The sequence below is a fragment of the Patulibacter sp. NPDC049589 genome, assembly GCF_040675535.1.
Taxonomy (GTDB): Bacteria; Actinomycetota; Thermoleophilia; order Solirubrobacterales; family Solirubrobacteraceae; genus Patulibacter.
The window spans coordinates 1-11,800 of sequence record NZ_JBFAPC010000017.1; the positions used below are offsets into that span (position 1 = coordinate 1).

General features: G+C 70.9%; 12 protein-coding genes. 8 read left to right on the plus strand and 4 right to left on the minus strand.

The features are described from left to right. Window positions 1-122: 122 nt before the first annotated feature. Genes AB0L40_RS05040 through AB0L40_RS05050 form a run of 3 tightly spaced genes read left to right on the plus strand, consistent with a single transcriptional unit; the run spans window position 123 to window position 3,655 of the window. On the plus strand, window positions 123-1,454 hold the full coding sequence (locus tag AB0L40_RS05040) for a helix-turn-helix transcriptional regulator (RefSeq protein ID WP_364350128.1): 1,332 nt from the start codon (window positions 123-125) through the stop codon (window positions 1,452-1,454). A 45-nt stretch (window positions 1,455-1,499) separates the two neighbouring features. Beyond that, entirely contained in the window at window positions 1,500-3,173 is a 1,674-nt protein-coding gene (locus tag AB0L40_RS05045; RefSeq protein WP_364350131.1) for a hypothetical protein, read from the plus strand. Continuing rightward, a complete protein-coding gene (locus AB0L40_RS05050; protein ID WP_364350134.1) occupies window positions 3,170-3,655 on the plus strand; it encodes a hypothetical protein in 486 nt (161 codons plus the stop codon). The genes AB0L40_RS05045 and AB0L40_RS05050 overlap by 4 nt, the downstream gene beginning before the upstream one ends. Before the next feature lie 506 nt (window positions 3,656-4,161). Here the strand turns inward: AB0L40_RS05050 and AB0L40_RS05055 are convergent. Continuing rightward, window positions 4,162-4,470 carry a metal-sensitive transcriptional regulator gene (locus AB0L40_RS05055; protein WP_364350137.1) on the minus strand — a complete coding sequence of 103 codons (309 nt, stop codon included), beginning with the start codon at window positions 4,468-4,470 and terminating at the stop codon, window positions 4,162-4,164. 138 nt (window positions 4,471-4,608) lie between these two features. Here AB0L40_RS05055 and AB0L40_RS05060 point away from each other — a divergent pair, with 138 nt between their 5' ends. From AB0L40_RS05060 to AB0L40_RS05080, 5 genes are all read left to right on the plus strand, one after another. Next, window positions 4,609-4,818, plus strand: coding sequence for a heavy-metal-associated domain-containing protein (locus tag AB0L40_RS05060; RefSeq protein WP_364350140.1), 210 nt, complete (start codon window positions 4,609-4,611; stop codon window positions 4,816-4,818). An 18-nt stretch (window positions 4,819-4,836) separates the two neighbouring features. After that, window positions 4,837-5,730, plus strand: a complete 894-nt coding sequence (locus tag AB0L40_RS05065; RefSeq protein WP_364350143.1) for a hypothetical protein — start codon at window positions 4,837-4,839, stop codon at window positions 5,728-5,730. Next, window positions 5,727-7,991: a heavy metal translocating P-type ATPase gene (locus AB0L40_RS05070; RefSeq protein WP_364350146.1), complete on the plus strand. Its 2,265-nt coding sequence runs from the start codon at window positions 5,727-5,729 to the stop codon at window positions 7,989-7,991. The genes AB0L40_RS05065 and AB0L40_RS05070 overlap by 4 nt, the downstream gene beginning before the upstream one ends. 208 nt (window positions 7,992-8,199) lie before the next feature. Then, window positions 8,200-8,721: a hypothetical protein gene (locus AB0L40_RS05075; protein WP_364350273.1), complete on the plus strand. Its 522-nt coding sequence runs from the start codon at window positions 8,200-8,202 to the stop codon at window positions 8,719-8,721. After that, window positions 8,660-9,778, plus strand: a complete 1,119-nt coding sequence (locus AB0L40_RS05080) for a molybdopterin-dependent oxidoreductase (protein ID WP_364350264.1) — start codon at window positions 8,660-8,662, stop codon at window positions 9,776-9,778. The genes AB0L40_RS05075 and AB0L40_RS05080 overlap by 62 nt, the downstream gene beginning before the upstream one ends. On the opposite strand, the gene AB0L40_RS05085 is transcribed toward AB0L40_RS05080, so the two are convergent. From AB0L40_RS05085 to AB0L40_RS05095, 3 genes are read right to left on the minus strand one after another with little or no spacing between them, the layout of a single operon-like run. Continuing rightward, window positions 9,703-10,452, minus strand: a complete 750-nt coding sequence (locus tag AB0L40_RS05085; protein ID WP_364350149.1) for a cytochrome c biogenesis protein CcdA — start codon at window positions 10,450-10,452, stop codon at window positions 9,703-9,705. The genes AB0L40_RS05080 and AB0L40_RS05085 overlap by 76 nt on opposite strands. Next, on the minus strand, window positions 10,449-11,030 hold the full coding sequence (locus AB0L40_RS05090; protein WP_364350152.1) for a TlpA disulfide reductase family protein: 582 nt from the start codon (window positions 11,028-11,030) through the stop codon (window positions 10,449-10,451). Before AB0L40_RS05090 ends, AB0L40_RS05085 begins: the two co-directional genes overlap by 4 nt. After that, entirely contained in the window at window positions 11,027-11,800 is a 774-nt protein-coding gene (locus AB0L40_RS05095) for a prolipoprotein diacylglyceryl transferase family protein (RefSeq protein ID WP_364350155.1), read from the minus strand. The genes AB0L40_RS05090 and AB0L40_RS05095 overlap by 4 nt, the downstream gene beginning before the upstream one ends.

Here is an 11,800-nt window from a genome sequence, read left to right on the forward strand (position 1 = left end):
CCAGATCGAGGGCCGCTTCGCGGCCCTCGATCACTCAAACGCCGCGATCTCATGATCGGGGCCGCCGATTACCGGCACACCGGTGGATTCAGGCTGAGCCGTCGCCCGGCCTCGAACCCGGGGTGCGAGCGGCGCGCATCCGCGCAGGCCTCACGCAGCGGGAGGTCGCCGACCGGCTCCAGGTCCCGATCGACACGTACCGGCGCTGGGACCGCGAAACGTCCCAGCCGCGCTCGCCACAGCGTCAGCGCCAACTGGCGGCAGTCCTGGGCGTCTCGCTCGAGACGCTCTTCCCGACGGACGCCGACCCGCACGTCGCGGTCGCGATGAGGATGCTGGACAACGCCCCAGCGGACGACCACGGAATCCGGAAGGCAGCGGACCACGGTGCCGACGGGAAGCCCGCGCTTGCCGCGGACTCGTCAGCCCACCCCGGGACCCGAGCGGATGCGCCTGGCGGGCCGTCCGGCGCGTTCGAGAACTCGGGATCGGCCGTCGGCACGGAAGAACTCACGAAGATCGATGTGGCGACGGCGGGGCCTCTCGTTCCGCTGCTGGACACGGACGCCCACGCGTCTGATGTCGACCAAATGGCCTCGGAGTACGGGGTCCGGGGGGACTCGGTCGGAGCCGGCCGACCCGTGAGCGGGGGACCGCCTGCGCAGGCGACCGATGAGCTCCGGCGCGGTGACAGCGCGCTGCCGCGCACCACCGACGTTCTCGGCAGAGTCGAGCGCCCCATGGGAGACGGGTGGCGACGGATCCGGCCACGACGGCTCGCGGTTCCGGCGACGACCCTGCATCTCCGCGCGATGCTCGGTACGGCGGCCGTCGTGCTGGTGGTTGGGTTGTGGATACTCCTCGCCACGACCGCGGGCGATCCCGCCGCCCCGACGTCGGCCCCCGTTCCGCGCGGAGCGGCCGTCAGTGCGGGGGAGGCGCAGGCGCGTCGGATCGACGTCGCCGAGCAGCGCCGTGACTTCGACCTCGTGATGTCGCTGGCCTCCGCGTCCGGCGACCGCGAGTCCTACGACGGCGCGCGAAAGGCGGCGGCCGATCTGCTGCTAGATCGCGCCAGCGATGCGCTCAAGGCCGGCCACGTGCGAACGGCGCGCCGACTCGTCGAGCGGGTCGAGCGCCGCTATGGCGATCCGCGCCCGCACCGGCGCGCCTCGCTTACCGACCGGATCACCGCAGCGCGCAAAGCCACCCGTACCGCGGAACGACGCCGCGAGACCGTCGCCGAGCAGCGACAGCGCGCGAACGCTACCGCTCCCCAAGCCGGGTCCACGGCGGCGTCGCCACCAGCGGTCGCCTCGTCGCCAACACAGGCGCCAGCCCCGAGCGCCACGACCGCGCCGCAGGCGCAAGAGCCGTCGTCGAGCGGCGGCGGCTCGTCGTCGCCGTCGTCCCGCCCGTCGAGCGACTCCGATCGGTCGCCCGAGTTCTTCTGAGTTTCGTCTTCCTCCGCCGCTCCGTCCCGTCCCCCAGGAACTCTCGTGTCCACGTCATCCTGTCGCATCGCGGTTCTCGCGCTCTCGCTGTTGATCGCGTCGCTGGTTGCCACCGCTAACGCGAGCGCCGGCCAGTACACGGTGCGGTACTGCGCCGATGGCGCCGCGGCGGATCGCTGGACCGCCTACGCGACCGCGCCGGGCTCGGCCGCGGTCGAGTGCTCTGCGCTGGGACGGGTGCGCGTCACGATGGCCGGCACCCAGTACTGGGGCGAGGGCAGTACCGGGGTGCTGTCGTTCACCGCTCCGGACGGGACGATGGTCGCCGGGTGGCAGCCGAACCTGCGCTACCACGCGACGAAGTTCGGGGAGGACTCGGATCGGTTCCGGGTGACTATCGGTCCGGTCCCGTACCGCTACTCGGTGACGACGTGCATCAATACGCAGTGCCCGGCGGTCTTCAACGGGCCAGTCGCGGTCGATCCGCCGGCCCAGACGGTCGAGGCGCGGGTCACCTGCGTCGACGAACGCGCGGACTTCGGTTCGTGCCGCTTTGAGTCCGAGCTACTGGACTACGGCGGCACGCTCACGCTGCAAGACGACCATCCACCGACCGCCCGTACCGTCGACGGAGCGATTACCAACGCGACCACGCCGAAGACGGCGCTCCGCGGCACCAGCCCCGTACACGTCGCGGCCGACGATGTCGGCTCCGGGGTATGGAAGACCGAGGTCCGCGACGGAGCGACCGTGCTCGCACAAGCGGTCAACGGGTGCGTGCCGCAGCCCACCGCCAGCACCGTGCCGTGCCGCACGAGCCAGGAGACGACGCTCGATCTGGACTCGACGAAGCTCACCGACGGCGCCCACCAGCTCGCCGTGGTCGGCGTCGACGCCTCGGGCAACGAGACGACCTTGTGGTCGGGGTCGGTCGTCGTCGTGAACTCCGCGATCGGGCCCGGCAGCCCGCTGGATCTGCGTGGCGACCCGACCGGGTCGGACGCGACCGACAACGTCCGCGTCACCGCCTCGTGGCCAGCCACCGCCTACCGGCCTCCGAAGCGCTGCCGCCGCGCGACGTACCGCAAGCACCACCGCAAGGCATGCCGCGCCCGGGCCGCGAGCCAGACCTACCGCGGATCGTTCGCTCCCGGTCGATCGCTGGTCCTGACCGGCCGGGTCTCGAACACCGGCACCCGCGACGCGATCACGGGCGCGCCGGTCCAGGTCCGCGGCGACGTCCTCCGGGGCGGTGCCGCGCCGTGGACGGTCGCCGCGACGACTGATCCGACCGGCCGCTGGCGGGTCAAGGTGCCGCGAGACATGGGCGCCCGCCAGATCTCCGTCCGTTACTTCAGCCGGCAGAACGACACCCGCGAGAGCGCCCGTACCAGCGCGCTGCTTCTCATCCGCGCCAAGGCGACGCTTCGCGCCGTCCCGAAGCGGGCCCGCGCGGGCGGGGCCGTCCGGTTCGTTGGGCAGCTCGCGGACCGGTCCCCCGACATCCCCGTCGTGCTCGAGGCGTACTCCCGCGGCCGGTACCGGACCTTCGCCACGACCACCACTCGCACCGGCGGGCGGTTCAGCGTCCGCTATCGCCTGGGCCGCGGGTTTCGCGGCTCGTATCGCTTCCGCGCCCGGGTCCAACCGACTCGTACGACCCCGTACCCGTACGTCGGCGCGCCCTCCAACCCGGTCACCGTCCGCGTGCGGCGATGACCGCCGCCAGCCGCCACGTCGAAGGAGCACCCATGCGATCCCGCCGCCGCAACACCATCGTCAGCACCGTCTGCGCCGCCGTCGCCGCAACCGCGTTGACGCTCGCGGCCCCGGCCGCCGACGCGGCCAGTCACAAGGCCGCTCACCGTGTTCATCGCTGCGAGGCGACGGTCCAGCGCGTCAAGCCGTTCGGGCAGGATGCGACGGTCATCGAGGCCGCCACCCGAATCTGGACCCGAGGCATCAGCTGCCGTCGCGCACGCACCCTGATCGGTGACTCGATCCTTCAGGTCGGCTCGGCCGCGCCGACGCCGCCGATGGGTTGCTGCGAGTCGTCGTGGTACGCCAACGACGCGGACTGGTGGCGCAAGAAGGGCTGGCGCGTCGAGCGCGGCATCGGCGTGACCCCCACAGCGCCCGACGGCGCGCGCTTCATCGTCAAACGCCGGACCGCGACGATCCGCTTCACCCGCTGGGCATAGGGGACACGGGCTCATGAGGGGGCGCCGCCTCAGTCGTAAGGGTGCTACGGGCATTCTTGCGCCTCGCAGACCTTCTACCAGCGCCGAAACCCGGGAACCTCGCGGCCTTGATCCTGGCCTGCCCACCGTGGCTGTCGCGGCTGTCGGTCTCCGTCTTCAGCACCGCAGCGATGAACTGCTCGTAGGTTCACTCCTGCGCCCTGCGCGGTCGGCGAGCTTCGGCAACGCCGCCGCTGCAGCAGGTCCTTTCAGTTGCCGGAAGAGATGCGCCAGCTCGCTTGTTGCGCGGCTCATGCGATCAGCTGGTCGTAGTGGCCCAGCGGCCTCGCCTGCACCGGCGTGTCGACCGGCCGGCGGCTCTCGCGCTGCGTCCTGGCGTGCTCCAGCGCGGTGGTGGTGCGGTGCTTGGCGAAACGTCCGCCGGTGCTCGCACGCGATCTCGCCGGTGTCCGCGGCGGCGGCGCACACCGACCGCTGATTGCCCCGTCGGCGCAGGCGGGATGGAGTCAGCCCCGGCGCATCATGCGGCCGACGGCGGCCATGAGCTCATCGGTGCGCGCGGGGTCGTACCCGCCGTCGGGGTGGTGCACGCAGGTGCGGGCGTGCCCGTCGAGGAGGCCGAGGGCGACCTTGTCCAGGGCGGCCTGCACGGCGGAGATCTGGGTCAGGACGTCGATGCAGTAGCGGTCCTCCTCGACCATCCGGTCGATGCCCCGAACTTGTCCCTCGATGCGCTTGAGCCGCGTGCGCAGCTGGTCCTTCGTCGCGGAGTAGCCCCGGACCGGGGGGGTCGTCGTCTCGGTCGGCGTCGCCATGCCCCCATTCTACACATACCCCAGGGGGGTTTCGACCGATCCGGGGTGCCTCCGCCCCGGACGACCCTCCATACCCCCTGGGGGTGTGCTAAGGTTCGGGGCGACGAATACCCCCTCCCCGTATTAAGGAGCGACGAGATGAGCCAGACGACCGAGACGACCTACCGCGTGCAGGGCATGACCTGCGGGCACTGCGAGCTGTCCGTTCGCGAGGAGGTCGAGGAGCTCGAGGGCGTGCAGTCGGCAGTGGCCGATCGCGTCAGCGGGTCGCTGACCGTGCGCGGCAGCGCCGAGCGGGACCAGATCCGGCAGGCCGTGAAGACGGCCGGCTACACCCTGCTGGACTGACGGGAGCCCGAGCGCATCATGAACGTCCCCACCAAGCTCGCGGCCTTCGCCGCCGGCCTCGCCCTGACCTTCGGGGCGGCCGCCGGCGCCGGCGCGCTGCTGGACCCCACCGACAGCCCGGCCGCTGACCGCACCCACGGGACGGCGGCGAAGAGCGGCGGGCACGGTGGGGGCCACGGGACACCGGCCCCGTCCGCGTCGACGCCGGCGACGCTTTCCGGGGGGCTGTCGTCCTCCGAGGACGGCTATACCCTGACCGCCGAGCGCACGACGCTCACGCCGGGTGAGCGCTCGACGTTGCGCCTGCGGGTGGTCGGCCCGGACGGCCGGCCGGTCCGCGCGGGCTACGAGGTCGAGGCCGAACGCGAGCTGCACCTTATCGTCGTGCGCCGCGACGGCACCGGCTTCCAGCACCTGCACCCTCGCCGCGGACCGGACGGCACGTGGAGCACTCCCGTAACCCTGTCGGCCGCCGGCAGCCACCGAGCACTGGCGGACTTCACCATCGACGGCGTCCGCCGCACCCTTGGCGTCGACCTGCAGGCCCCCGGCACCTTCACCCCGACCGCGGTTCCTGTTGCGACGGATCGCGCGCAGACGGACGGGTTCAGGGTGCAGCTGGTGTCCGGGCCGGTGCGGGCGGGCCGCGAGAGCGCACTGCGGTTTCGGGTCGCCCGCGACGGCCGCCCGGTGCAGGCGCTGCAGCCCTACCTCGGTGCACGCGGGCACCTCGTCGCGCTGCGCGACGGCGACCTCGCGTACCTGCACGTCCACCCCGACGAGCACGCGCCCGTCGGCGAGATCCCGTTCATGGCCGAGTTTCCCAGCGCCGGCCGCTACCGCCTGTTCCTGCAGTTCCAGACCGGCGGACAGGTCCACACCGCGCCGATGACCGTGGAGGTCACCCGATGAGCACCCCGACCGACCACCTCGCCGCGCAGCTGGAGCTGCCCGTGCACGGCATGACCTGCGCCTCGTGCGCCAACCGCATCGAACGGCGACTGAACAAGCTCGACGGCGTCGAGGCCACGGTGAACTACGCCACCGAGAAGGCGGCCGTCCGCTACGACCCCGCCACGGTCTCCCCCGACGACCTCGTCGGGGCGGTCGAGGCCGCCGGGTACCACGCCACCCTCCCCGCCACCCCCGGCACGCCTGCGACCCCGGAGGCCGAGGACGACGACGACCCGTCGCGGTCGCTGCGTATCCGGCTGATCGGCTCGGCGCTGCTGTCGGTGCCGCTGCTGTTGATCTCGATGATCCCGGCGCTGCAGTTCGACTACTGGCAGTGGCTCGCGCTGCAGCTGGCGACCCCGGTGGTGTTCTGGGCGGGCTGGCCGTTCCATCGCGTCGCGTGGCTGAACCTCCGCCATGGCACCGCGTCGATGGACACCCTGATCTCGGTCGGCACGCTCGCCGCGTGGGCGTGGAGCGTCGTGGCGCTGTTCTTCCTCGGCGCCGGCGAGCCCGGCATGAAGATGGGCTTCGACCTCGTCCTGGACCGCTCCGTCGCCACGGACCACATCTACCTCGAGGCCGCCGGCGTCGTCACGACGCTGATTCTCGCGGGCCGCTACTTCGAGACCCGCGCCAAGCGCCGCGCCGGCGCCGCGCTGCACGCCCTCCTGGCCCTCGGCGCGAAGGCCGCCACGATCCTCGACCCCGACGGCACCGAACGACTCGTGCCGATCGAGCGGCTGCAGGCCGGCGACCGGTTCGTCGTGCGCCCCGGCGAGCGGATCGCCACGGACGGCACCGTCACCGACGGGCGCTCCGCCGTCGACGAGTCGCTGCTGACCGGCGAGTCCGTTCCGGTCGAGAAGGCCCCCGGCGACGCCGTCGTCGGGGCCAGCATCAACGCGGGTGGCCGCCTGGTCGTGCAGGCCACGCACGTGGGCTCCGACACCGCCCTGGCGCAGATCGCCCGGCTGGTCGAGGACGCCCAGACCGGCAAGGCCCCCGTCCAGCGCCTCGCGGACCGGATCTCCGGGATCTTCGTCCCGATCGTCCTCGTGCTCGCCGTCGCGACGCTCGGGTTCTGGCTCGGCGACGGCTCCAGCGTCGCCTACGCGTTCTCCGCCGCCGTCGCGGTCCTGATCATCGCCTGCCCCTGCGCCCTCGGGCTGGCGACCCCGACCGCCCTGCTCGTCGGGACCGGTCGCGGCGCGCAGCTCGGCCTCCTCATCAAGGGCCCCGAGGTCCTCGAGTCCACCCGTCGCGTCGACACGATCGTGCTCGACAAGACCGGCACCGTCACCACCGGCCAGATGCGTCTCGTCACCGTCGTTTCGGCCGCGGGGGAGGATGCCGAACACGTCCTCCGCCTGGTCGGGGCGCTCGAGGCCGCCTCGGAGCATCCCGTCGCCCGGGCGATCGCCGCCGCGGCCCGTCATGCCTCCGCGGAAGGACTGCCGCCGCTGGAGGGTTTCGAGAACCGCGAGGGACTCGGTGTGCAGGGCATCGTCGACGGACGCGCCGTAGTCGCCGGCCGCCCCACCCTCCTGGAGGAATGGTCGATGCCGCTGAACGACGAGCTTCACCGTCGGCTGGAGGAGCACCAGTCGCACGGCCGGACCGTCATCGCCGCCGGCTGGGACGGCCAGATCCGGGCACTCTTGGTCGTCGCCGACACCCCGAAGGACACCAGTCGCGAAGCGATCTCGGCGCTGAAGGGCCTCGGGCTGCGTCCGGTGCTGCTCACCGGAGACAACGCCGCCACCGCCCATGCCGTGGCACGCGAGGTCGGGATCGACGAGGTCATCGCCGACGTCCTGCCGGCCGAGAAGGCGCAGGTCGTCCGTCGGCTTCAGGGCGAGGGTCGGGTCGTGGCGATGGTCGGCGACGGCGTCAACGACGCCCCTGCGCTGGCGCAGTCCGACCTCGGCCTGGCGATCGGCACCGGTACCGACGTCGCGATCGAGGCGTCGGACCTCACGCTCGTCTCCGGCGACCTGCGCGGTGCCGCCGACGCGATCCGCCTGTCCCGCAGGACGCTACGCACGATCCGCGGCAACCTCTTCTGGGCCTTCGCGTACAACGTCGTCCTGATTCCCGTCGCGATCGCCGGGCTGCTGAACCCTATCCTCGCCGGCGCGGCGATGGCGCTCTCCAGCGTCTTCGTCCTCACCAACTCTCTGCGCCTGCGGTCGTTCCGCGTCCAGCGCACCGCATGACGGGCCAACGCTCGTCCTACGACACGGTGTAAGACTTCGGTAGCGTCAGGACACATGCCGTGTACGTCTCCCATGGAGATGCGTTGCTCGCTGTGACGCGGCGCCCGTTCGCCGATCTGGTGATGGGGGAGGCGACCGCAGCGACGCTCCCGGGGCGCGATCGCCGCTGACCGGCCTGGGACAGACCGCGATCGATCTGACTCCGGGTGTGGTGGTAGACATCTCGGTCGCGCTGGTGGAGGACTGGGAGAAGCCCATGCTGCGCATCAACCTGACGATCGCCGCGGCGACCGTCGGTGCCACAGCGGGCCGTTTGAGCCTCACGCGGCCCCGAGCTGCCCAGGGACTTCTCGCGGCCCACCACGTCGTCGCTGGCGCAGCTGCCGCCCGTCGCATCGACGCGCGCGCCGTGCCGTCGACGGTCGCAGCCTGCACCGGCATCACCGCCGGTGTGGCCGCGGTGGGCGTCCTGCACCGGCAGCCTTCGATCAGGACCGAGCTGCTCGCCGTCGCCACCATCGGCGCTGCTGCGACTTCAGCGCGACGCAGCCAACAACGTCGCCGAGCCGCCCTCGACGCAGCAAGCGAGACCGTTGCCGTCCCCGTGCCAGCAACGCGACTTCGACGTCGCTTCCGACCAGCAGTTCACCGTCGCTGGCCTTTCGCCGTTGTTCACTCCGACGGCGTCCTTCTACGAAACGGACGTCACGTTCCCGGTACCGCTGCTTGACGCCAGAACGTGGTGCCTTGAGATCGCGGGACTCGTCCAGCGGCCGCTCACCTTGCAATTCGACGAGCTCGTGGACGCAGGCGTCGAGGAGTTCGACGCCACCCTTGTCTGTGTGCACAACCCCGTGGGCGGCCCCCGAATCGGGACTGCGCGATGGCTTGGCGTTCCCGCGTCCCGGTTGCTAGAACAGGCCGGCGTTCTCGATGACGCCGATCAGCTGCTCGCCCCCGCCGTAGACGGGTTCACCGCCGGTGTGCCTCTTGCGACGCTGCGCGATCACCGGGCGTTCGTGGTCGTGGGCGTTAACGGCGAGCTCCTGCCCCCCGACCACGGGCATCCCGCCCGCCTTCTGGTTCCTGGCCTCTACGGTTACGACGCCAACACGAAGTGGCTCACCAAGCTCGAGCTCACGCGGTTTCGCGATGTCGCGGACTACTGGACCCGCCGCGGTTGGCCGGCTGATCCTGCCCATGTCCGCCCCGGCGCGCGGATCGACACTCCAAAGCCGAGGGTGTCGGTGCTCTCGGGCCGGGCTACGGTGGCGGGCGTCCCGTGGGCGCCGCCTACCGGAGTGCGCGCGGTCGACCTGTCGATCGACGACGGGCCGTGGCAACCGACGGTCCTGACACGTGCGCTGCATTCCGACGCGTGGCGTCAGTGGCGAATCGATGTTGATCTGGCCCCCGGCGCCCATGCGCTCGCCGCGCGGCCACGGACGTCCGACGATGTCGTTTCGCCTCGTGTCGAGCCGCCGTACCCGAATGGGCGGCGGGTCTGCACCGCATCACGGTCAATGCGGTCAGAGCTCCGGATTTCCAGGTGTGGTCGCTGCGAGAGGTGGTGGCCGTCTCGCGCGAACGCTTGCTCCTTGCTCGCGACGGCGAGCGAGCATGGCGTAGCAGCAGCCCTCGGCATGCACGGCGTGAGGGATCCTGACCGGGGCTCGCGCGGGTCCTGCGCGTTGCACGGCGAGCAGTCGCGCTATTTCTCGAAGATGCCGACGACCCCGTCGAGGCCGAGGCCGTCGATCAACTGGCGGGTCTGCGATGCGAGGTAGGTCATGTCGTGGTGCACGACGAGCCATCCGATGAGGATGAGGACCGTGCCTCCGACGGCGGAGATCGCGGTGTAGTGGTTGCGCAGCAGGCGCGCAGCAGCGGTGACGCGTTGCAGCGCTATCGCGGACCCCATGAACGGCACCGCGAGCCCGAGGCCGTAGGCGAAGAGCAGGAAGGCGCCGCCGCCGACACCGGATTGCGTTGCCGCAGCGGTGAGGATCGCCCCGAGGATCGGCCCGGCGCACGGGGTCCATGCCACGGCGAAGGCCATGCCGGCCACGATCGGACCGCCAGTGCCAGCTTTCCGCAGCAAGGCCGTGGGGCGGATCGTGCGGCCGAGTGACGGAATCCAGGGGGTAAGGATGTAGAGCGCACCCATTGTCATGAGCAGCACACCGGCGATGACGTCGAGGGTGTTCCGACTTCCGCGCAGTGGCGCGCCGATGCCCGTGGCGAAGAGTCCGAGCGCGACGAAGACCAGGATGAAGCTCGCGCAAAACAGTGCTGCGGGGCCGAGGATCGCGCCGGTTCGCTGTTCGGTCCTGGGACGTATGGTCTCCCCGCCGGAGAGCACGGACAGGTACCCGGGGACCAACGGCAGGACGCAGGGGGAGACGAACGACAGCAGTCCGGCCGCGAACGCCGCGAAGACGGTCGGGTTGACGGAGTTCATCGCCCCTCCGAGCCGAGGGCGAAGCCGGTGCGCTTGAGCGCCCCGGCCAGGAACTTGCGGGTGAGCTGGCCGCGTGCGATCGCGCGGATGCGACCTTCGCGGTCCAGGACGAAGGTTTCAGGTAGCGCCCGTACGCCGTAGGCCTGCGCGAAAGGTGTGCCGGGGTCGCGGAGCGACGGGTACGTCAGACCGAATTTCTTGACGAAGCCGACGCTGTCATCGGGAGTGTCGTTGAACGTGATACCCAAGACCGTGCCCGCGCGTCCTCGCACGAGGGCACGGTGCGCTTGCTCGAGGATCGGTGCTTCCTCCGCACACGGCTGGCACCACGACGCCCAAAAGTTCAGCACGACGATCTGTCCGCGAAAGTCGCTGAGCTGGGATCGCTTGGTGGTCGTGAGCCCGGGCAGCGGACGGTCGGAGTCTGGTGCCGGAACGATCTGGCCGCGCTCCACCTTGGTGTCGAGCACGACCTGCGTCCCATCAGGCCCGGTTCGGACCAGTGCGTAGGTGAGAAGCCCGAGCAGCAGCACGGCGATCAGTCCGAGCATCACGGGGATCGCTGATCGGCGCTTCATGCAGGATCCCTCGGTCGGACGAACCGTGCTCCGGCGACGCAGATCACCAGGAGGGCGACGCTGGTCCATTGTGTATTGCTCAACCCGAGCGCGAGGTCCGGGCTGTCGCCGCGGAGGAAGAATTCGAAGAAGCGACCGATCGCGAAGAGCCCGAGAACGAGCCACGCCAGCCGGAGCGGCTCGCGGAAGCGATGGCGCAGCGGCCAGACGACAGCGAGGATCAGGAGCGCGAGAAGGACCTCGTAGAGCCCCCCGCTTTGGTAGGCGAAGCGCGGGTCGGGCGTGAGTGCGTCGGGGTGGGAGTTGCGGACGGCGAGAAAGAAGGTGCTGCGGTCCCCGTAGTGCTCGCCGTTGATGACGTCTCCGATGCGACCGATCGCGATTCCCAGGGGAAGCGCTGCCGCGATCGCGTCGAGGTAGCGGGCGCTGATCTTGGTGCGGTAGACGTAGCCAGCAACCAGCGCGGTGGCAAGGATTAGTCCGCCGTCGAACGTGAATCCTCGGGTACTCAGCAAGGTCGCCGGGTTGATGATCCCGGCGGGGTCGTGCTCGGCGAGGTAGAAGACGCGTGAGCCGACCAGTGCGCCGACGGTCAGCAGCGCACCGAGGGTCGTCACCGGATCGGTCGGGAGGCCGCGTTCACGGAGCCAGTACGACGCGGCCCACCCTCCGACGATGATTCCCAGCGCGATAGTCAGGCCGTGCCACGCGATGGTCAAGGGGCCCAGGTGGATCTCGGGCGGGATTCCGACCGTGATGATGGCCAGCAC

Excerpts from the sequence above, each read along its gene's own strand:
- AB0L40_RS05085 (WP_364350149.1), bottom strand. The coding sequence starts at position 10,452 with ATGAACTCCGTCAACCCGACCGTCTTCGCGGCGTTCGCGGCCGGACTG.
- AB0L40_RS05055 (WP_364350137.1), bottom strand. The coding sequence starts at position 4,470 with ATGGCGACGCCGACCGAGACGACGACCCCCCCGGTCCGGGGCTACTCC.
- AB0L40_RS05050 (WP_364350134.1), top strand. The coding sequence starts at position 3,170 with ATGACCGCCGCCAGCCGCCACGTCGAAGGAGCACCCATGCGATCCCGC.
- AB0L40_RS05065 (WP_364350143.1), top strand. The coding sequence starts at position 4,837 with ATGAACGTCCCCACCAAGCTCGCGGCCTTCGCCGCCGGCCTCGCCCTG.
- AB0L40_RS05090 (WP_364350152.1), bottom strand. The coding sequence starts at position 11,030 with ATGAAGCGCCGATCAGCGATCCCCGTGATGCTCGGACTGATCGCCGTG.
- AB0L40_RS05070 (WP_364350146.1), top strand. The coding sequence starts at position 5,727 with ATGAGCACCCCGACCGACCACCTCGCCGCGCAGCTGGAGCTGCCCGTG.
- AB0L40_RS05060 (WP_364350140.1), top strand. The coding sequence starts at position 4,609 with ATGAGCCAGACGACCGAGACGACCTACCGCGTGCAGGGCATGACCTGC.